The organism is Falsiroseomonas oleicola (assembly GCF_019029495.1).
Taxonomy (GTDB): domain Bacteria; phylum Pseudomonadota; class Alphaproteobacteria; order Acetobacterales; family Acetobacteraceae; genus Falsiroseomonas; species Falsiroseomonas oleicola.
The window spans coordinates 81,583-100,840 of record NZ_JAERQM010000010.1; the positions used below are offsets into that span (position 1 = coordinate 81,583).

The 19,258-nt window shown below is 70.1% G+C and carries 23 protein-coding genes; 13 read left to right on the forward strand and 10 right to left on the reverse strand.

Translation table 11 applies throughout. The features are described from left to right. The first annotated feature begins 25 nt into the window (after window positions 1–25). Together JJQ90_RS24455 and JJQ90_RS24460 are read left to right on the forward strand one after the other, a co-directional pair. Complete coding sequence (locus JJQ90_RS24455; RefSeq protein ID WP_329959515.1) at window positions 26–949, forward strand: carbohydrate ABC transporter permease; 924 nt, start codon at window positions 26–28, stop codon at window positions 947–949. Then, window positions 942–1,775, forward strand: a complete 834-nt coding sequence (locus tag JJQ90_RS24460; protein WP_329959516.1) for a carbohydrate ABC transporter permease — start codon at window positions 942–944, stop codon at window positions 1,773–1,775. The genes JJQ90_RS24455 and JJQ90_RS24460 overlap by 8 nt, the downstream gene beginning before the upstream one ends. Before the next feature lie 88 nt (window positions 1,776–1,863). Here the strand turns inward: JJQ90_RS24460 and JJQ90_RS24465 are convergent, their stop codons facing one another. The 5 genes from JJQ90_RS24465 to JJQ90_RS24485 are packed head-to-tail and all read right to left on the reverse strand — an operon-like array spanning window position 1,864 to window position 6,989. Then, the gene (locus JJQ90_RS24465; protein WP_216878913.1) at window positions 1,864–3,249 is read right to left on the reverse strand and encodes a dipeptidase; all 1,386 of its coding nucleotides are present in this window, start codon (window positions 3,247–3,249) and stop codon (window positions 1,864–1,866) included. After that, window positions 3,246–3,743: a CinA family protein gene (locus tag JJQ90_RS24470; RefSeq protein ID WP_216878914.1), complete on the reverse strand. Its 498-nt coding sequence runs from the start codon at window positions 3,741–3,743 to the stop codon at window positions 3,246–3,248. Before JJQ90_RS24470 ends, JJQ90_RS24465 begins: the two co-directional genes overlap by 4 nt. Then, on the reverse strand, window positions 3,743–4,189 hold the full coding sequence (locus tag JJQ90_RS24475; RefSeq protein WP_216878915.1) for a phosphatidylglycerophosphatase A family protein: 447 nt from the start codon (window positions 4,187–4,189) through the stop codon (window positions 3,743–3,745). Before JJQ90_RS24475 ends, JJQ90_RS24470 begins: the two co-directional genes overlap by 1 nt. After that, complete coding sequence (locus JJQ90_RS24480) at window positions 4,186–5,028, reverse strand: alpha/beta fold hydrolase (RefSeq protein ID WP_216878916.1); 843 nt, start codon at window positions 5,026–5,028, stop codon at window positions 4,186–4,188. Before JJQ90_RS24480 ends, JJQ90_RS24475 begins: the two co-directional genes overlap by 4 nt. Beyond that, complete coding sequence (locus JJQ90_RS24485) at window positions 5,025–6,989, reverse strand: lytic transglycosylase domain-containing protein (RefSeq protein WP_216878917.1); 1,965 nt, start codon at window positions 6,987–6,989, stop codon at window positions 5,025–5,027. Before JJQ90_RS24485 ends, JJQ90_RS24480 begins: the two co-directional genes overlap by 4 nt. Window positions 6,990–7,097: 108 nt before the next feature. Between JJQ90_RS24485 and dapA the strand changes: the two genes are divergently transcribed. From dapA to JJQ90_RS24500, 3 genes are read left to right on the forward strand one after another with little or no spacing between them, the layout of a single operon-like run. Beyond that, complete coding sequence (gene dapA, locus JJQ90_RS24490; protein ID WP_216878918.1) at window positions 7,098–7,976, forward strand: 4-hydroxy-tetrahydrodipicolinate synthase; 879 nt, start codon at window positions 7,098–7,100, stop codon at window positions 7,974–7,976. Next, window positions 7,976–8,467, forward strand: coding sequence for an SsrA-binding protein SmpB (gene smpB / locus JJQ90_RS24495; RefSeq protein ID WP_216878919.1), 492 nt, complete (start codon window positions 7,976–7,978; stop codon window positions 8,465–8,467). Before dapA ends, smpB begins: the two co-directional genes overlap by 1 nt. A gap of 43 nt (window positions 8,468–8,510) precedes the next feature. Beyond that, window positions 8,511–9,359: an alpha/beta hydrolase family protein gene (locus tag JJQ90_RS24500; protein ID WP_216878920.1), complete on the forward strand. Its 849-nt coding sequence runs from the start codon at window positions 8,511–8,513 to the stop codon at window positions 9,357–9,359. Window positions 9,360–9,366: 7 nt separating this feature from the next. On the opposite strand, the gene JJQ90_RS24505 is transcribed toward JJQ90_RS24500, so the two are convergent. The 3 genes from JJQ90_RS24505 to JJQ90_RS24515 all read right to left on the reverse strand — a co-directional run bounded on the left by JJQ90_RS24505 (window position 9,367) and on the right by JJQ90_RS24515 (window position 10,997). After that, the gene (locus tag JJQ90_RS24505; RefSeq protein ID WP_216878921.1) at window positions 9,367–9,918 is read right to left on the reverse strand and encodes a hypothetical protein; all 552 of its coding nucleotides are present in this window, start codon (window positions 9,916–9,918) and stop codon (window positions 9,367–9,369) included. Between the two features lie 114 nt (window positions 9,919–10,032). Further along, window positions 10,033–10,497 (reverse strand): hypothetical protein, encoded by a 465-nt coding sequence (locus JJQ90_RS24510; protein ID WP_216878922.1) that lies wholly within the window; start codon window positions 10,495–10,497, stop codon window positions 10,033–10,035. After that, window positions 10,494–10,997 carry a hypothetical protein gene (locus tag JJQ90_RS24515; protein WP_216878923.1) on the reverse strand — a complete coding sequence of 168 codons (504 nt, stop codon included), beginning with the start codon at window positions 10,995–10,997 and terminating at the stop codon, window positions 10,494–10,496. Before JJQ90_RS24515 ends, JJQ90_RS24510 begins: the two co-directional genes overlap by 4 nt. Before the next feature lie 121 nt (window positions 10,998–11,118). On the opposite strand from JJQ90_RS24515, the gene JJQ90_RS24520 reads away from it, so the two are divergent. Both JJQ90_RS24520 and JJQ90_RS24525 read left to right on the forward strand, forming a co-directional pair. Beyond that, complete coding sequence (locus tag JJQ90_RS24520) at window positions 11,119–11,790, forward strand: sulfite oxidase-like oxidoreductase (RefSeq protein ID WP_216878924.1); 672 nt, start codon at window positions 11,119–11,121, stop codon at window positions 11,788–11,790. Further along, on the forward strand, window positions 11,783–12,328 hold the full coding sequence (locus JJQ90_RS24525) for a glutathione peroxidase (protein ID WP_216878925.1): 546 nt from the start codon (window positions 11,783–11,785) through the stop codon (window positions 12,326–12,328). The genes JJQ90_RS24520 and JJQ90_RS24525 overlap by 8 nt, the downstream gene beginning before the upstream one ends. 182 nt (window positions 12,329–12,510) lie before the next feature. On the opposite strand, the gene JJQ90_RS24530 is transcribed toward JJQ90_RS24525, so the two are convergent. After that, a complete protein-coding gene (locus JJQ90_RS24530) occupies window positions 12,511–13,149 on the reverse strand; it encodes a uracil-DNA glycosylase (RefSeq protein ID WP_377100055.1) in 639 nt (212 codons plus the stop codon). A 40-nt stretch (window positions 13,150–13,189) separates the two neighbouring features. On the opposite strand from JJQ90_RS24530, the gene folK reads away from it, so the two are divergent. After that, entirely contained in the window at window positions 13,190–13,699 is a 510-nt protein-coding gene (folK, locus tag JJQ90_RS24535; RefSeq protein ID WP_216878926.1) for a 2-amino-4-hydroxy-6-hydroxymethyldihydropteridine diphosphokinase, read from the forward strand. A 3-nt stretch (window positions 13,700–13,702) separates the two neighbouring features. Here the strand turns inward: folK and JJQ90_RS24540 are convergent, their stop codons facing one another. Beyond that, complete coding sequence (locus JJQ90_RS24540) at window positions 13,703–14,254, reverse strand: hypothetical protein (RefSeq protein ID WP_216878927.1); 552 nt, start codon at window positions 14,252–14,254, stop codon at window positions 13,703–13,705. 58 nt (window positions 14,255–14,312) lie between these two features. Between JJQ90_RS24540 and JJQ90_RS24545 the strand changes: the two genes are divergently transcribed. From JJQ90_RS24545 to JJQ90_RS24565, 5 genes are all read left to right on the forward strand, one after another. Further along, window positions 14,313–14,660, forward strand: a complete 348-nt coding sequence (locus JJQ90_RS24545) for a hypothetical protein (protein ID WP_216878928.1) — start codon at window positions 14,313–14,315, stop codon at window positions 14,658–14,660. Window positions 14,661–14,811: 151 nt separating this feature from the next. Continuing rightward, on the forward strand, window positions 14,812–15,207 hold the full coding sequence (gene rpoZ, locus JJQ90_RS24550; RefSeq protein ID WP_216878929.1) for a DNA-directed RNA polymerase subunit omega: 396 nt from the start codon (window positions 14,812–14,814) through the stop codon (window positions 15,205–15,207). 64 nt (window positions 15,208–15,271) lie between these two features. Continuing rightward, entirely contained in the window at window positions 15,272–17,548 is a 2,277-nt protein-coding gene (locus JJQ90_RS24555) for a RelA/SpoT family protein (RefSeq protein WP_216878930.1), read from the forward strand. Between the two features lie 13 nt (window positions 17,549–17,561). Next, on the forward strand, window positions 17,562–17,981 hold the full coding sequence (acpS, locus tag JJQ90_RS24560) for a holo-ACP synthase (RefSeq protein WP_216878931.1): 420 nt from the start codon (window positions 17,562–17,564) through the stop codon (window positions 17,979–17,981). A 51-nt stretch (window positions 17,982–18,032) separates the two neighbouring features. After that, the gene (locus tag JJQ90_RS24565; protein WP_216878932.1) at window positions 18,033–19,229 is read left to right on the forward strand and encodes an amidohydrolase; all 1,197 of its coding nucleotides are present in this window, start codon (window positions 18,033–18,035) and stop codon (window positions 19,227–19,229) included. Window positions 19,230–19,258: the final 29 nt, after the last annotated feature.

The following is a 19,258-nucleotide window of genomic DNA, read 5'->3' on the forward strand; positions in this document are numbered from 1 at the left end:
CTCGCCACCCCTCGCGGAAGGGGATGTGTCAGCGCCTGCGCGGCAGGCGAAGGCGCGCCCTCGCAGCCGGCCACTTTTTGGCGGCCGGCCCGGCCTGGCGCAGTGGATCCTGCTGACACCGGCACAGCTTCTGCTGGTGTCGCTGATCCTGCTGCCGGCGATCTGGGTCGGCTGGCTCAGCCTGCATGCGGTGTCCTTCACCGCGGAGATGCGTTTCGTCGGCCTCGGCAATTTCCGGACGCTGATCGACGATCCGGTGTTCTGGCGCGCGGTCTGGAACACCTTCCTCGTGGTCAATGCGGTGGTCTATGGGGAGCTGCTGCTGGGCCTCGGCCTGGCCCTGCTGGCAGCCGGCTGGATGCCCTTCCGCACGCTGTTCGTCGCGCTGCTGATCGCGCCCTATGCGATCAACGAGGTCTCCGCGGTCGCCATGTGGCGCTTCGTGCTCGAGCCCGATATCGGCATGGTGTCCTGGGCGCTGGAGGCGGTGGGGCTGGGCCAGCTCGACTGGTCCGCCAATCCGACCGATGCGCTGGTGCTGGCCTCGCTGCTGTCGATCTGGATCCACACGCCCTTCACCTTCCTGATCCTCTACGCCGCCCTGCAGGCGGTGCCGCGCGAATTGATCGAGGCGGCGACGGTGGATGGGGCAGGGGGCTGGCGCGTCTTCATCCATGTGCAGTTGCCGGTGATCCTGCCGGCGCTGCTGGTGGCGCTGATGTTCCGCTACATCACGGCAATGCGCGTCTTCTCCGAGATCTGGCTGCTGACGGAGGGCGGCCCGGCCAGGCTGACGGAGGTGCTGGCCGTCTATCTGTATCGCGCCGCCTTTCGCTACCACGAATTCGGCCTGGCTTCCGCGACGGGGCTGGTGATGATGCTGCTGTCGCTGAGCATCGCCGCGCCCTATCTGTACACCGCCTGGAAGCGGATGTTCGCCCGTGCATAGGCCCGGACCCTTCGGCAAGGCGCTGCGCCTTTCCCTCGCCGCCCTGGCCGTGATCTGGTCGGTCTTTCCGATCCTGATGGTGATCAGCGCGTCCTTCAAACCGCCGCGCGAAATCTTCGCCATCCCGCCGACGCTGATCTTCACGCCGACGCTCGACAACTACCGGGAGCTGTGGCGCGCCTGGCCCGCCTTCTTCGACAATATGCTGAACAGCCTGATCATCACCATCGGCGCCACGGCCATCACCATCGCCTTCGCCACCTGCGCCGGCTACGTCTATTCCCGCTATTCCAGCCGGGCCCTGACGCTCTCGGCCTTCTTCATGGTGCTGGTGCGCATGCTGCCGCCGATCGTGGTGACGCTGCCGCTGTTCCCCGTGTTCAGCTACCTGCATCTGTCGGACACGCATCTGGTGCTGATGCTGCTCTACGCCGCCTTCTTCGTCAGCCTCTCCACCTGGATCATGCGCGCCTTCATCGACCAGGTGCCGCGCGAACTGGAGGAGGCGGCGGTGGTGGATGGGGCGACGCTGCTGCAGATCCTGCGCCGCATCGTCTTCCCGCTGGTGATGAACGGCGTCATCGCCGCCTCGCTGTTCGTCATCGTCTATGCCTGGAACGAGTATATCTTCGCGCTGGTCTTCACCACGCGGGATGCGCGCACCACGCCGCTGGTGATCAGCGAAATCCTGAGCACGGTGGAGGGTGTGGACTGGGGCGTCCTGTTCGCCGCCGCCACGGTGCAACTGGCGCCGGTGCTGATCTTCGTGCTGGCGGCGCAGCGCTATGTGGTGGCGGGGCTGGCGGCCGGGGCGGTGAAGGGCTGAACCCTCCACCGCTTTCCGCGCGCCGGGTTGGTCGGCGCCGGCGCGCCCGTCAAAGCAGAAGCCGGGCTTCCGGCGGAAGTCGGCTTTCTCAGCCCAGCTTCGCCAGCAGCCGCGCATGGCTGCGGGCGCCCTGGTGGAAGCAACGCAGGTCGAACTTCTCGTTCGGGCTGTGCACCTGGTCATCCTCCAGCCCGAAGCCCATCAGCACGGTATCCAGCCCCAGCACGTCCTTCATCGAGGAGACGACGGGGATGGAGCCGCCGCAGCCGATCATCGCGGCGGGGCGGCCGTACTCATCGGCCAGCGCCGCCTGCGCCGCCTTCACGAAGTCGCTATCCGCCGGCACTTCGATCCCCGGGCTGGCGCCGCCGCCCTGGAAGGTGGCGGTGGCATCGGCCGGAAGCCGGGCATTCACGAATTGCTTGAAGGCCTCGAAGACTTTCTCGTGGTGCTGGCCGGGCACAAGCCGGAAGGTGATCTTGGCATGCGCCTCGCTGGGGATGACGGTCTTGCTGCCGGCGCCGGTATAGCCGCCCCAGATGCCGTTGATATCGGCCGTCGGCCGCGCCCAGAGCCGTTCCAGCGCGCCACGGTCCTTCTCGCCGACTGGCACCGAAAGCCCGATGGCACCGAGAAAGTCGTGTTCCGAGAAGCCCAGCGCCTGCCACTGCGCGCGCAGCTCGGGCGAAAGCTCCGGCACGCCATCATAGAAGCCCGGAAGCTGCACGCGGCCATTGGCGTCGTGCAACTCGCCCAGGATCTTCGTGATCAGGTTGTTCGGGTTCAGCGCGCTGCCGCCATACATGCCGGAATGCAGGTCCCGACTCGCCGCCTTGATGTCGAGCTGCACGAAGCACATGCCGCGCAGGCGGGTGGACAGGGCCGGGGTGTCGATGTCCCACATGCCGGTGTCGCTGATGATGGCGACATCCGCCTTCAGTTCCGCGGCATTGGCCTCCATGAAGGGGGCGAGGTTGGGTGAGCCGATTTCCTCCTCACCCTCGATCACCGCGGTGATGGCGCAGGGCGGGCCGCCGGCCACCTTCTGCCAGGCGCGCAGCGCGTCGATCCACATCAGCGTCTGGCCCTTGTCGTCCACCGCGCCGCGCGCGACCACGCGCTGGCCGTTCGGCCCGTCCACCAGAACCGGCTCGAAGGGTGGGCTGGTCCAGAGTTCCAGCGGGTCAGGCGGCTGCACGTCGTAATGGCCGTAATAGAGCAGGTGGCGCTTTGCCCCAGTCGCCGGGCCAGGGTGATGCGCCACCACCACGGGGTGCTTTGGCGTCTGCCGAAGGCTCGCCTCGAAGCCAAGTCCCAAAAGCTGGTCGCGCACCCATTCGGCGGCGCGCACGCAATCCCCCGCATGGTCGGGCTGCGCGCTGATGGAGGGGATGCGCAGCCATTCCACCAGGCGGGCCACCGCGGCGTCGCGGTCGGCATCGAGGGCGGCGAGAATCTGGTCGGTCTGGCTCATGCGTTGGACTCCAAGGCGCGGCGGATCAGGGCGAAGGCGGCAGCGACGGTGGCGGCGCGGATCGCCGTGCGGTCGCCGGGGAAGATGTGGTGCTCGGCCAATGTCGGCCGGCCGCGCAGCACACAGGCCAGATGCACCAGGCCCACCGGCTTTTCCGGGCTGCCGCCGGTCGGCCCGGCGATACCGGTGCAGGAGACGGCGACGGCGGCACCGGAATCCCGCGCCGCGCCCTCGGCCATCTGTCGCGCCACCGGCTCGCTGACCGCGCCCACGGCCTCGATCAACGGGGCGGGCACGCCCAGCATGCGGGTCTTGGCCTCGTTGGAATAGGTGACGTAGCCGGCGAGCATGATGGTGGAATAGCCGGGGATCGCGGTCAGCGCCGCGGCGATCAGCCCGCCGGTGCAGGATTCCGCCGTGGCGAGGGTCAGCTCGCGTTCCTTCAATCGCACCAGAAGGCGTTGCGCGTCCTCAAGGGTTGTTGCGGGCAGCATCAGATGAGCACTCCCGGAAAGAAGGCATGAAACGCCAGCAGCGTCGCGCCGGCGATGGCGCCGGCGATCACATCGTCCAGCATCACGCCGAAGGCGCCCGGCTGCCGGTCGAACCAGGAAATCGGCCAGGGCTTCGTGATGTCCAGAACGCGAAACAGGGCGAAGGCCAGCAGCGCGCCGGGCAGGGTGGCCGCGGGCAGGGCAGCGAGGGCCAGCAGCATGCCAGCGCCCTCATCCGCCACGAACCAGCCCGGGTCCTCCACACCATCCCGCAGCACCTCGCCCGCCGCCCACCAGCCCGCCACCAGGCACAGCGCCGCGAGGCCCAGGCATGCCCATGGCCCAAGCCACAGCGCCGGCAGCACCAGAGCCGAGCCCCAGGTGCCGGGGCCTGGGCGCAGCCGTCCAACGCCCCCCAGCGTCGCCACCATCAAGGCGGGGGTCATGGAATGCGGTCGAGGAAGCTGTCGAGGGCGGCGATGGCCGCCGGTTCCTCCAGCGTCGGGCAATGGCCGGTGCCGGCGATCTCGACGAAGCGCATGTCGGGCCGGAGCTCGCCCATGCGCAGCGCGGTCTCCTCCGCCAGCAGGGTGGAAAGCGCGCCGCGCACCAGCATCAGCGGCGCATGGGCCAGGGCGCCGAAGGCGGGCCAGAGGTCGGGCATCTGGCCGGCGGCCTCCATCGCCCTGGCGATGCGAATGTCCCAGCGGGGATGCCAGGCGCCATCCGGCCCGGCCCGGAAGGTGCCTGTGGCGAAGCGCTGCCAGGCGGCCTCGCCCATCACCAGCGGTGGCAACACGGCCTTGAGATGCGCCACCGCCGCTTCCAGGCCCGGCAGCGCCGGGTCGTGGCCGACGAAATCCCGCACATGGTCCAGCGCCACCGGCTCCAGCACCGGCCCCACATCGTTCAGCACCACCCCGGCCAAGGCGGTCGGGCGCAAAACGCCGAGGATCATGGCCAGGATGCCGCCGAAGCTGGTGCCGACCACCACGGCGCGGTGGCAATGCAGCGCCGCCATGGCGTCGAGCACGTCGCGCAGGCTGTGCTCCACGCCGTAGCGTGCGACATCCGCGGCGCGGGCGCTTTCGCCATGCCCCGCGAAATCCAGCGCCAGCACCCGCCGCTTGCCGGAATGGCGCGCCGCCAGAGAGTCAAAATCTTCCGAGGTCCGGGTCAGCCCGTGCAGGCAGAGGATCGGGGTCCGTCCCTCCGGCCCCGGATGGTCCAGCGCCGCCAACCGCAGCCCGTCGCGCGCATGGAAGAAAACTCGGCGGGTGGTCATCGGCGGCCGGCCATCAGGCTGGCGAGCGGATGCGGCAGGTCGCCGGTGGCGGGGTTGCGGGCACGATAGACCACCACGTTCTCGATCACCCGCTGCACATAGTTGCGCGTCTCGCTGAAGGGAATCTGCTCCATCCAGTCGAGGATATGCGGTCCCTCCGGGGTGCGCGGATCGCCATAGGTGCCGAGCCACTGGTCAACGCGCCCCGGCCCGGCATTGTAGCCGGCGGCGGCCAGCGGCATGGCGCCGCCGAAGCGGTTCAGCATCTGGTCGATGAAGGCACTGCCAAGCCGCAGATTATGCGCCGCGTCCGTGGTCAGCATCGCCGTCGTATGCGGCACGCCCAGCCGCCGTGCCACGCCGGCCGCGGTGGTGGGCAGAAGCTGCATCGGCCCCCGCGCATTGGCCGAGGACACGGCCGAGAGGTCGAAATTGCTTTCCTGCCGCGTGATGGCATGGACCAGCGCCGGCTCCGCGCCATCGCTCGGCGCGGGATAGGGGGTGGGCCAGCCATCCTCCAGCAGCATCACCCCATCCGCCCCCGCGCGCCGCGCCACCCAGACCGCATGGTCCGGCCGGCCGATGGCAACCCCCAGCCGCGCGATCAGCCAGTGGTCCGAAGGCTCCGGCGCCAGTTCCTCCAGCCGCAGAAGGAACAGCCGGGCGCGGTCCGACTGGCCGAGGTCGGACAGCGCGATCACCGCCCGCACCATCTCCCGCCCCAGGAAGCGCACGCCGGCCTCCTGCGGCGGGGCCGGGCTGGGCACGCCGGCGATGCGGGCGGCGAGCTGGGCCGGGCTTTCGCCGAGGGAGACGCTGGCCAATTGGCCGTAGAAGGCGGTGGGCAGGGTCGCCGCCTCCCGCCACTTCGCCTGGGCCTCTCCTGTGCGGCCGAGGCTGGCCAGGGCCGCACCTTCCCAATAGGCGGCGCGGGCGCGGGTGATGACGCTGCGGCTGCCTTCCCCGACCCGGGTGAAATGGCCGAGCGCCTGGGCCGGCTGGTTGAGCACGCGCAGCGCGATGAAGCCGGCAAGGAACTCCGCATCCTGCCGCGCCTCGCCGGGCTCCGCCTGGCCGTGATTGGCGGCCAGGCGATAGGCGGTGGCGGGGTCGCCGAGGCGCAGCGTCTTGCGGGACAGAACCTGGCGCTCCACCCAGATGGCGCGCTGGGCCTCCGGCGAAAGCTCGCGCTGGAGGGGTTCGGCCGCCTGCCAGATGGCGGCGGCCTCGGCATCGCGCTCGGCACGGCGCAGCAGCCGGGCGGTGTCGTGTGCGGCGCCGATATGGCGCACCGGGCCGGGTGTGGCGCTGGCGGCGAGGCGGGCCTCCAGCGCGGCGCGCGCATTGCCGTCCAGCACCGGCAGCAGCCGCGCGGCGGCGCCGATCTGCCCGGCCCAGGCGAGGCGGTCGGCGCGCGCGGCATGGTCGGCGGCGGTCAGGGACAGGCTGTTGCGGGCCAGGAAGTCCGGCTCGGCGAAATTGTCCGCCTCCGCGTCGCGCCAGCCGGCGCGCAGCGCGGCGCTGGCTTCCGCCGTGCGACCGGCGCGGGTCAGGGCATCGGCGAAGCGCTGCGTGCCGGCCAGGGTGCGCGGCGCGCTGCGGGCGAATTGGCGCAGCGCCAGGGCGTCGTCAGGCTCTCCGACCAGCGCCTCCTCCGCCCGGATGGAGACCGTGATGGGCAGGGGCCAGTCGGGGTTGGCGTCCAGCCAGCCGACGATCTCGGCCGCGCTGGCGCCGCCATTGCGGTTCTGCACGCGGCCCCAGACCACCAGCTTGCGCACCACCGGATCGGCGGCGAGCGACAGGCTGTCGGCTTCCAGGAAGCGGTTCTGCCGCAGCGCCTCCATGGCCTGGCGGCCGGCGAGGCGGGCGGAATCGCTGGCCCAGGGCTGCGATTGTGCCGGCCCGGCAAGGGTTGTCCCGAGGGTGGAGGCGAGGATCAGGGCAAGGATGCTGCGCATGGCCAAATCCTAGCGCAAATCGCGCCACATCTCGCGCCCTTGTCGTGCAGAGCCCGGGCCATTAGGTTCTTCGGCCCACTCAACCACGCTGGAATGACCGGAAAAAACATGTTCAGGGGATCGCTGGTGGCGTTGATCACGCCCATGCAGGAAGACGGAACCCTGGACGCGAAGGCTTTCCAGGATTTCGTGAAATGGCAGATCACGGAAGGCACCCAGGGCCTGATCCCGGTGGGCACGACGGGCGAGAGCCCGACGCTGAGCCATGCCGAGCATCACCAGGTGGTGGACCTGTGCATCGCGGCTGCCGCCGGCCGCGTGCCGGTGATCGCCGGCACCGGCTCCAACAGCACGTCGGAAGCCGTGGACCTGACGCGCCATGCCAAGGCGGCAGGCGCCGATGCGGCGCTGGTGGTGACGCCCTATTACAACAAGCCGACCCAGGAGGGCATGTATCGCCACTTCATGGCGATCGCCGATTCCGTCGATCTCCCGATCATCATCTACAACATTCCGCCACGCAGCGTGGTGGACATGTCGGTGGAGACCATGGCGCGGCTGGCGAAGCACCCGAATATCGTCGGCGTGAAGGATGCCACTGCCAACCTGACCCGCCCGCTGCACACCACCGCCGCCATCGGCGAGGATTTCTGTCAGTTGTCGGGCGAGGACCATACGGCCTTGGCTTTTCTCGCGGCCGGCGGGCATGGCTGCATCAGCGTCACCGGCAATATTGCCCCGCGCCTGTGCCGGCAGATGCACGACGCCTGGGCCGAGGGCCGCATCAAGGACGCCATGGCGATCCAGGCGCGACTGACCCCGGTGCATGACGCGATGTTCTGCGAAACCTCGCCCGGCCCGGTGAAGGTCGCGGCAAGCCTGCTCGGCCATGGCACCGACCATTGCCGCCTGCCGATGGCCCCGGTGGCGGAGGCGACGCGCGCCCGCGTCCGCGCCGCCATGACGGGCGCCGGGTTGTTGAACTGATGGCAGAGCCGAAGAAGAAGAAAAGCGCGCTGATCAGCCACGGCATCGCGGCCCAGAACCGCAAGGCGCGCTACGACTACAAGATCGGCGAGGAGATCGAGGCCGGCGTGATGTTGGTGGGGCCGGAGGTGAAGTCGCTGCGCGCCGGCCGCGCCACCCTGACCGAGGCCTGGGCCGGCGAGCGGGACGGGGAAATGTGGCTGTTCAACTGCTACATCCCCGAATGGCAGGCCGGCAGCCATGTCGCCACCTTCGAGCCGCGCCGCCCGCGCAAGCTGCTGCTGCACCGCAAGCAGGTGAAGGAGCTTTCGGCCAGCATCGCCCGCGACGGCATCTCGCTGGTGCCGCTCGCCATCGAGTTCAACGAGCGCGGCGTGGCGAAGATCCAGCTCGGCGTGGGTGAGGGCAAGAAGAAGCACGACAAGCGCGCCGCCATCGCGGAACGCGACTGGTCGCGCGACAAGGCGAGGCTGATGCGCGACCGGGGCTGAAAGCCCCCTCGACGCGACTCCGAAAGGATCGCGAGGCTGCGGCATGCGCCTCCTTCTCCTGATTGCCCTTCTGGTCGCCGGCTGTGCCAGCGCCCAGACCGCCCCGGCCGATCCTGGCCTGCTCGTCATCGAGGTTCCCGGCACCGGCCGGGCCATCGCGGCGCGGCTCTGCCGGCCGGAGGGCGCCGGTCCCGCGCCGCTGGCCGTCATCAACCACGGCTCCCCGGTCAATGCCGCCGCCCGCGCCGCCATGCGGCCGCAGCCCTGCACGGCGGAGGCGGTGCGCTGGTTCCTCGATCGCGGCTTCGCCGTGCTGCTGCCGCTGCGCCGCGGCTATGGCGCGGCGGGGGGCGAATGGGCGGAAGCCTATGGCCGCTGCGCCACGCCGGACTATGCGGCGGGTGGCCGGCAGACCGCGCGGGACATCGCCGCGGCGGTGGGACATGGGCGGCGACTGCCCGGAATTCGTAGCGATGGCGTGCTGGTGGTGGGGCAATCCGCCGGCGGCTGGGGCGCGCTCGCCTTGGCGGCGAACCCGCCGGAGGGCGTGGTGGCGGTGGTGAACATGGCCGGCGGCAGGGGCGGCTGGGCCGGCGGGCAACCGAACCAGGTCTGTGGCGCCGACCGGCTGGTGGCCGCGGCCGGCGGCTTCGGGCGCAGCGCGCGCCTGCCGACGCTATGGGTCTATACCGCCAATGACAGCTTCTTCGGCCCGGAGCTCGCCCAGCGGATGCGGCGCGCCTTCGCCGATGCCGGCGGGCGGGTGGAATTCGCCGCGCTGCCGGCCTTCGGCGCCGATGGCCACAGCCTGTTCTTCGGCCGTGGCGGCAGCGCCGTCTGGGGACCGGTGGTGACGGATTTCCTGCGCAGGCAGGGCGACCGGGCGAGGTGACCCGGCCTCACCCGCCGGCCGCGCCCTGCGTCTGCTTCATCTTGTCCAGGTAGTGCTGCAGCAGTGCATCCGCCTCCGCGCCGCGCGATGTCATCAGGCGCAGCGCTTCGGCGGCCATGGTGTTCGCCTCGATCTCGGCCGCGATGACACCCTCCAGCGCGCCGATCACGGCGTCGAACTCGGCGGGGTCGCCCAGCCCGTCCTGGCCGGCATCCGGCACCTCCATGCCCTGGGCGGCGAGCCAGTCCGTGACGGAGAGCGGCGCGCCATCCGGGCCGGTGATGCTGCCGAAGGCGGCGGTGCCATCGGCCGGGCGGTTGTCCCGCAATTCACCCAGCACCTGCTGCGCGGTGCCGATCCAGGCATCGCGTTCCGCCATCGCGGTCAACTGCTCCTGCACCGGGTTCGGCGGCGGCTCGGTGGGGTCCGCGTTCCGGCTGTCGTCGATGAAGGACAGCAGGTCATCCAGGTCCATATTGGTCCAGCCGACATTGCCGATGCCGAAGCCGCCGGTCACCTGGTCCAGCTCCTCCGCGTCGAGCGGGCGCGGCGCCGTCATCCGGTCTTCCATCCGGAGCACTCCCCCGAAACAAACAACATTGAATACGGTTAGGGGCAGCGCCCGGCCTTGAACACCCGGCCTCGGCTTACGAATCCGTGAGCGACCTCAGCCTCATTGCAGGCTGCCCCAGCGCCCCGTCGCCGGTTCCGCGCCGGCCCATTTCCAGGTCTCGCCCTGGCGGCAGGCGGTGGTGAGGAACCACTGGGTCTCGCCCTGCACCGAGAACAGCGCCTCCCGGCACTCTGCCAGGGCATTGTCGATCACTCGCACCAGTCGCAACTCGCCGTCGCGGTTGCCGATGGGGATGCGGTGGCGCACGGCCCAGCGGCCGGCGCTGTCCGGCGCCAGCCCGCCGATCGCGGCGGCCAGCGCATCCTGTTCCTCGCGGCTGCGCCAGCGCATCACGCCTTGCATGCCCGCGGTGACGCCGGCGCGCACGGTGATGCCCAGCGCATAGCCCAGCGCCGGATTGCTGCTGGCCAGCGCCGCACCGCCACCCGCCACCGCGCCCGTGATCTCCGCCACCTGGCCGCAGCCGGGCAGGGCCAGGGCCAGCAGCAGCGCCAAACGCTTCACTGCAGGCTGCCCCAGCGTTCCGTTGCCGGTTCGGCCGTCGCCCAGCGCCAGATGGTGCCGTCGCGGCAGATGGTGGCGGTGTAGAAGGCGCGGGCAGGGGGATCGCCCTCCACCGAGAAGACGATCTCCTTGCAGTCCAGGTCCCCGGCGGCGATGCGGCGCACCACGGTGACCTCGCCGCGCTCCTCCGGCTCGATCGGCAGGGAATGGTCGGTGTCCCAGCGGGTGACGCCGCCCACCTCCAGCGGCCCGGCCACGGCGGCCAGGCGAAGCTGGGCGGCGTTGCGGCTGCGGCGCTGGGCGTATTGCAGCCCGGCCCGCGCGCCCGCCTGGACGCCGAGGCCGATGCCCGTGGTCGCCGCGGCATTGGCGCCCACCGCCTCCGCCAGGCTGGCGCCGCCGATACCGGCCGCGGCGCTGCTGCCCTCCGACAGCAGGGCGCCGCAGCCGGGCAGGGCAAGGCAGGCGAGGAGCAGGGCAACGGTTCTAATGCGGGTCATGGTCCAGGGTTGGCGGAAAGACCGTCGATCCGGCAACCCCTGGTCTGTTCACGGATCGTTGGGCTCGCGCCTCTTGCATCCGTACCGCGCATCGGCACCTATCAGGACTGAGGAGCATGCCATGGCTGACGACGAGGATGTGACGCTCACCGGCAAGCTGCGCGAGAAGCTTGTCGAGGCGAAACAGGGCTGGGCGCGGGACGGGCGGTTGCTGACCGGCACGACCTCCACGCCCGAGGCCGACCGCCTGCCGCCCGGCCAGCGCCTGGTGAAGGATTTCCCGGTGCTCGACCTCGGCGTGCAGCCGGATGTGAGCCGGGAGAAATACCGGCTGCGCATCGAGGGGCTGGTGGCCGCGCCGCTGCGCCTGACGCTGGATGAATTTCTCGGGCTGCCCCAGGCCAGCCGCACCAACGACATCCACTGCGTCACCCAGTGGTCGCGCTACGCGAACCGATGGGACGGCGTGCCGGTGCCGGACCTGCTGGCCCTGGCCCGGCCGAAGGAGGAGGCGCGCTTCGTCGCGCTGACCAGCTATGACGGCTACACCACGAACCTCGCCATCGAGGATTTCGCGCGGCCCGAGAACCTGTTCGCGCATTCCTGGGAAGGCGCGCCGCTGGAACGCCAGCACGGCGGGCCGCTGCGACTGGTGGTGCCGCATCTGTATTTCTGGAAAAGCCCGAAGTGGCTGACCCGGGTGGAACTGCTGCGCGACGACCGCCCCGGCTTCTGGGAGGTGCGCGGCTACCACAATCGCGGCGACCCCTGGATGGAGGAGCGTTATGGCTGATGTGTCACGCCGGGCGCTGCTCGCCGCGCCGTTGCTGATGGCGGCCGCCCCGACCCAGACCGTCTTCGACTTCCGGCTGGAGGCGCTGGAGGGCGGCGCGCTGCCACTTGCCGATTTCCGTGGTCAGGCGCTGCTGGTGGTGAACACCGCCAGCTTCTGTGGCTTCACGCCGCAATATGAGGGGCTGCAACGCCTGCATGACCGTTTCGCGCCACAGGGCTTCGCCGTGATCGGCGTGCCCTCCAACGACTTTCGGCAGGAGAGTGCGGAGGCCGCGAAAATCCGTGAATTCTGCGAGACGGTCTATGGCATCACCTTCCCCATGGCCGGGCTGACCACGCTGCGCGGGCCGCGGGCGCATCCGCTGTTCGCCTGGCTCGCTGCTCGCGCCGGCGGACCGCCGCGCTGGAATTTTCACAAGTTCCTGGTGGCGCGGGATGGGGTGGCGGTGCGCGCCTTCCCAACCTCGGTCGCGCCGGACCATCCCGACCTGCTGCGAGCGGTGGAGGCGGCGCTCGGCGGACATCCGATGGGCTGAATACGGAGTCTGCAACTTTCCCGCTGCTGCCCCGTTGTCCCGCTGTCGTGAACCGAGGGACATCTCATGAACAGCATCGTTTACATCGTCGGCGCCGTCGTCATCGTCATTGCCATCCTGAGCTTCCTCGGCCTTCGCTGAGGTGGGGGCGGGGGGTGTGGCGCGCCACGCTCCCACCCCGCTCAACCGAGGCGGCGCAGGATCTCCGCCACCACGGATTCGAACATCTCCGTCGTCAGCCGGCCGGTATTCGTGTTGTAGCGGCTGACGTGATAGCTGTCGGCCAGCAGCGTGCCATCGGGCAGCGCATGCATGGCGCCATGCGCGAAGCGGTGCCGCGCCGCGGGAATGCGGTGGCTTTTCATCACCGCGTTATGGGCGACCAGGCCCAGCGCCAGAACCACCCGCAAATTGGGCATGGAGGCGCGCTCCGCCATGAAGAAGCGGTTGCAGGTGGTGATTTCGGCGGGCGTCGGCAGGTTGGCCGGCGGCACGCAGCGCACCGCATTGGCGATCCGCACGCCGAGCAATTCCATGCCGTCCGCCGGGTCCTCCCGGTACTCGCCGCGGGCCAGTCCGTATTTCAGCAGCGTCGCATAAAGCAGCTTGCCGGCATGGTCGCCGGTGAAGGGCCTGCCGGTGCGGTTTGCCCCGCGCACGCCCGGCGCCAGGCCGGCCACCAGAATCGCTGCATCCCGCGGCCCCCAGCAGGGCACGGGGCCATTGTGCCAGTCGGGCCAGGCGGCGCGATTCGCCATGCGATACGCCACCAGTCGGGGACATAGCGGGCAGTCATGGCTGGGCGTCTCGGGCAGGTTCAAGGCGTGGTCTTTCCGGAGCACTGGCAGTAGAGCGGCGGATATGATCCTGATCGCCCTTGGCGCCAACCTGCCCGGCCCGGATGGGCGCGATGCCCTGGCCACCTGCCGCGCCGCCGCCGCCGCGCTGGATGCGTTGCCCGGCCTGCGCCTGCGGGCGCTGTCCCGCTGGTACGCCACGGCCCCGGTGCCGCCCAGCCCCGGCGCGCCCGACTACGTCAACGGCATGGCGCGCCTGGCCCTGCGCCCCGGCGCCGCGCCGCCCGACCCCGCGGCGCTGCTCGCCGCCTTGCAGGAGATCGAGACCCGTTTCGGCCGGGTACGACCCTACCTCCATGCGCCAAGGACGCTGGACCTCGACCTGATCGACCTGGACGGGGTGATGCGCGACGCGCCCGATCCCATCCTGCCCCACCCTCGCGCCCATCTGCGCGCCTTCGTCCTGGCGCCGCTGGCGGATGTGGCGCCGGGCTGGGTGCATCCCAGGCTCAGCGCCACGGTGGCGGATTTGCTGGCGCAGGCGGATCAGGCCGGGGTGCGCGTGCTCGGCTAGGCCTCAGGAGATCGGCGTGCCGGCGCGGAAGGCCTGCGGATTGCGGGCTTCCTCGGCCACCAGGGCGGCCAGGAACTGCCGGATATTCTCCCGCACCGATCCCTCATTCGCCAGGCGCAGCCGCTCGACCGCGGCGAAGGCGGCGCTGAAGGGGGCGGTATAGGCGGCCTCGATGGTCCGCTCGAAGACCACCGCGCCGCTGGCCACAGCGGTCAGCCGGTAGGCGACGGTCGAGGTGACCTCAAGCGAGGCGCCCATCAGCGGCTGCCGCAGCGTGCCCAGCGTCGCATCAAGCCGGAAGCGCCCGCCCTGGATCGCCAGCATTGCATGGGTGCCGAGGCTCTGGCGCAGGGCCGTGGCGAAGGCCTCGTTGGAGACCTGGGAGGTCCACATCGGATTGGTCTCCTGCCCTCCGCCCAGGGTGCCCGTGGCGATCGCCTGCCGCAGGCCGGAGCCCTCGGCAATGATGGTGTCGGGGGAGAGGGGGACGGTCATGGCGCCCGGCGTGGCACCGCTGGCGCAGGCGGCCAGCGGCAATGCCAGCGCCAGAACCATGCCGCGGACAGCCCGGCCCCATCTTTTCTGTATGATGCCCTTATGGAACAATGCGCCCATGGGAAAAATCGTCGCCACGCTGCTGATCCTCTTCTTGCTGCCGGCCTGCGGGGCACGGCAGGCGCAACCACAGGCCGAATCGACCGGGCTGGATAATCGTTTGAGTTGCGAACACATTCAAGGTGAGCTCGCTGCCAACCAGGCGCGGCTCCCGGAGTTGGCGCAGGAGTCGGAACGTCGCGGCGCGGACAATGCCGGCATGCTGCTGCTGATGGGCCTGGGCGGGCTTGCCTTCATGGACAATGGCGACACCCAGCGCAGCGAATCGGCGGCCCTGGAGCGCCGGAATGCCCGGCTGCGGGAGATGGCGGCCGCACGTAACTGCACCCTGGCCGCGCCGGTCTGAGCGGAGCCGCGCATCGCAGCCGCGCCTTGCAAGCGACGCGCCGGCTGGCTACATGGGGCGTTCACCATAGGGTGGGGAGGGGAGTCCCGCGCGCAGAGTCTGCGCATCGGGTGCCCCGGACTATTCCCCCCGCATCGGGATTGGAGCCGCCATGGCGCGCGTAACCGTCGAGGACTGCATCCTCCGCGTCCCCAACCGCTTCGAGCTTGTGCTGCATGCCGCGCAGCGTGCCCGCAACATCAGCCGTGGCGAGGACCTGACCCTCGAACGCGACAACGACAAGAACCCGGTCGTGGCACTGCGCGAGATCGCGGAAGCCACCGTCGACCTCGACCTGCTCCAGGCCGACCTGGTGAAGTCGCTGCAGCGCGCGCCGGAGCCGGAGCCGGCGGAGGAGGAGGTGCTCGACCTCATCGCCACCGACGAGAACATCTTTGGCGTCATGGATGTGAACGAGGAGCAGATCGGCGAGGGTGGCGGCCTAGAAGACCTCTCCGCCGACGACATCGAAGCGGCGATCGCCGCCGAGCTCGGCGGCAAGCGCTGACCGCAGGCGGCTCGCGCGGGGGGCTGTCCCCCGCGCAACCTGCCACGGTCCGGATGGGCCGCCGATGAACACGCCCGCCGATCCCCCGGCCGAATCCGGCATCGCCCTGGAGCCGGCGCCCGCCGCGCCGCCGCTGGCCCCCGCCAGCCCGGCCCCGGCGCAGGAGACCATCGGGCAGGAGTTGGCGCGACTCGTTGCCGCCTATTCGCCCCGCGCCGATACGTCGCTGATCGAGCGTGCCTGGCTCACTGCCGTGGCGGCGCATGAGGGCCAAAAACGCGACAACGGCGACCCCTATATCATCCATCCCGTCGCGGTCGCCCGCACGCTGATCCACTACCGGCTGGATGTCGCCTCCATCGCCACCGCCCTGCTGCATGACGTGGCGGAGGACACCAAGGTCGGCCTGGCCGAGCTGGAGAAGCGCTTCGGGCGGGAGGTCAGCCGGCTGGTGGACGGCGTCACCAAGCTGACGCGGCTGGAACTGCAATCCGAACGCACGAAGCAGGCGGAGAATTTCCGGAAACTGGTCCTCGCGATGAGCGAGGACATTCGTGTTCTCCTGGTCAAGCTCGCCGACCGTCTGCACAACATGCAGACCCTGCACTTCGTCCCGCAGGAAGCCCGCCGCCGCAAGACGGCGCGGGAGACAATGGAGATCTTCGCGCCCCTGGCCGGCCGCATCGGCATGGATGCGCTGAAGACAGAGTTGGAGACGCTGTCCTTCCGCGAGCTGGAGCCGGACGCCTTCCAGTCCATCCTGGCCCGCCGCGGCTTCCTCTATGGCCAGGGCGCCGACCTGATCGCCGAAATCCGCACTGACCTGCGCCGGGTGCTGGAGGAGTCGGGCATTGAACTGCTCGAACTGACAGGCCGGGAGAAGTCGCCCTATTCCATCTGGCTGAAGATGCACGGCAAGAGCATCGAATTCGAACAGCTCTCCGATATCATGGCCTTCCGCGTCATCGTCCCCGACAAGGCGGCCTGCTACCAGGCGCTGGGCGTGCTGCACTCGGCCTATCGCGTGGTGCCGGGCCGGTTCAAGGACTACATCTCCACCCCCAAGACCAATGGCTATCAGTCGATCCATACCGGCCTGACCGTGCCGGAACGGCGCAACGCCAAGATCGAGGTGCAGATCCGCACGCGGGAGATGCATGAGGTCGCCGAATACGGCGTCGCCGCGCATTGGATCTACAAACAGGGCGGGGAGGCGGCGCGCGACCGGCAGAACTTCCCCTGGGTGAAGGCCCTGCTGGAAATCCTGGAACAGGCCAGCGAGCCGCAGGAATTTTTGGACGCCACGCGGATGGAGCTGCACCGCGACGAGGTGTTCTGCTTCACGCCCAAGGGCGAGTTGATCGCTTTGCCGCGCGGCTCCACCTGCGTCGACTTCGCCTATCAGGTGCACAGCCAGGTCGGCGACCAATGCGTCGGCGCCAAGATCAACGGCCAGATCAAGCCGCTGCGCACGCCGCTGGAAAACGGCGACCAGGTGGAGATCATCACCGCCCGCGGCGGCACGCCGAACCCGCAATGGGCGCGCTTCGTCGTCACCGGCAAGGCCCGCGCCCGCATCCGCCGCTTCGTCCATGCCGAGCAGCGCCAGCAGCAGCAGCAGGAAGGCCGCGCCGCCATGGCCAAGGCCTTCCGGGCGGAGGGTGTCGAGTTCTCCGAGAAGATCATCGAGCCGGTTCTGAAGACGCTGAAGCAGACCGGCTTCGAGGAGCTGTGCCTGGTCGTCGCCTCCGGCGCCATCTCGCCCAAGGATGTGCTGCACGCGGTCTATCCGGAGCTGCGCGGCCCGCCCCGCGCGGCGGACCCGCTGCCGCTGGCACGCTCCCGCCCCCGCGCGGTGCCGCTCGCCAAGGGCGGCTTCAAGCGCGACGTCACCATGGGCATCACCGGCCTCGTGGCGGGGATGGAGGTGCATTTCGCCGGCTGCTGCCATCCGCTGCCGGGGGATCGCATCGTCGGCATCGTCACCACGGGCAAGGGCGTGACGGTCCACAAGAACGACTGCCACAACCTGTCCGGCTTCGCCGAAAGCCCGGAACGCTTCATCGATGTCGACTGGGACTATGCCGATGGCAGCGGCGTCGCCCATACCGGGCGGATCGAGGTGGTCATCAGCAACGAGCGCGGCGCGCTGTCCACCATCACCGAATCGATCGCCCGCCAGGAAGGCGCCATCGAGAACATCCGCATCGTCCATCGCGGCCCGGATTTCCAGGAGATCGCGGTGGATGTGGAGGTGCAGGACCTGCGCCACCTGTCCAACATCATCGCCGCCCTGCGCGCCCTGGAAGGCGTGGCGCAGGTCGAGCGGTCCAAGGGCTGAGCTTGACCCCTCCATGATTATCGGACTTGGCAGCGACATCATCGACATCCGCCGGATCGAGCGGGTGATCGGCCAGTATGGCGACCGCTTCCTCAACCGCATCTTCACCCCGGCGGAGCGCGCCAAGGCGGAACGGCGGACGGAGAAGATCCGCGCCGCGACCTATGCCAAGCGCTATGCGGCGAAGGAGGCCGCCTCCAAGGCGCTGGGCACCGGCTTCCGGGCGGGGGTGTTCTGGCGGGATCTGGGGGTGGTGAACCTGTCCTCCGGCCAGCCGACCCTGCGCATGACGGGCGGCGCGGCGGCGCGGCTGGCGGCGATCACCCCGGCGGGGCTGGTCTCCCATGTCACGCTGACCATGACGGATGAATTCCCCTACGCCCAGGCCATGGTCATCATCACCGCGGTGCCCTTGCCGCGGATGGGCGTGTAGCCACCGGCGCCCGGCCGGCGTTTGATGGCGGCTCCCCCTGGAGCCGCCGCCATGACCGACCTGCTGCTGACCAATCTCCGCCTGGCCGATGGCAGCACGCCGCGCATCGCCATCACCGCCGGCCGCATCGCCGCCATCCTGCCGCCCGGTGCACCGGAGCCGGAAGCCGCCGAAACGCGCGACCTCGGCGGGCATCTGGTGCTGCCCGGCCTGGTCGATGGCCATATGCACCTGGACAAGACCCTGTTCGGCCTGCCCTGGCATCCGCACAGCGCCAAACCCTTCCGGCAGAGCCGTATCGACACGGACCAGAGCCTGCTGCCCAGCCTGCCGGCCTCCACCGCCGACCGCGCCGGCCATCTGATCCGCCGCTGCGTCGCCCATGGCACCGCGCATATCCGCACCCATGCGGACATCACCCCGGGCTTCGGCCTGACCGCCCTGCACGGCGTGCTGGCGGCGAAGCAGGCGCATGCGGCGGCGGTGACCATCCAGATCGTCGCCTTCCCCCAGGCCGGCGTCATGCGCCAGGGCGGCGCCCCGGTGCTCGACCTGCTGGAGGCGGCGATCGGGGAGGGGGCGGACCTCGTCGGCGGCATCGACCCCTGCGAGGTCGATCGCAACCCCGCCGGCCAGCTCGACGGGCTGTTCGCTATCGCCCGCAGGCGCGGCGTCGGCATCGACATCCATCTGCATGAGCCGGGCGAGCTCGGCCTGTTCAGCCTGCAGGAGATCTGCGCGCGCACGAAGGCGGAGGGCATGCAGGGCCAGGTCACCATCAGCCATGGCTTCTGCCTGGGCGGCATCGCCGAATCGAAGCAGCAGGCGGCGGCCGCGCTGATGGCGGAATCGGGCGTGGCGCTGGTCACCCACGGCGCCGGCGGCGCCACCCTGCCACCGCTGATGCTGCTGCGCCGGGCCGGGGTGCGGGTGTTCTGCGGAAATGACGATATCCGCGACACCTGGAGCCCCTATGGCAATGCCGACATGCTGGAACGCGCCAGCGTCATCGGCTGGCGCGAGGATGTCCGCACTGATCCGCTGCTGGAGGCGATCTTCGCCATGATCTCCAGCGAGGGCGCCGCCGCCCTGGGAATCGCCGATTACGGCATCGCCGAGGGCCACCCCGCCAACTTCTTCACCCTGCCGGCCGAGAATGTGCCGGAGGCGGTGGGCGGCCATCCGCCGCGCGGCCTGGTCTTCCATGCGGGCGCATGCGTGGCCCGCGATGGTGCCTGGCTCACTTGACGTCGCGCGCCGGCCTGCGAGGGTTGGCG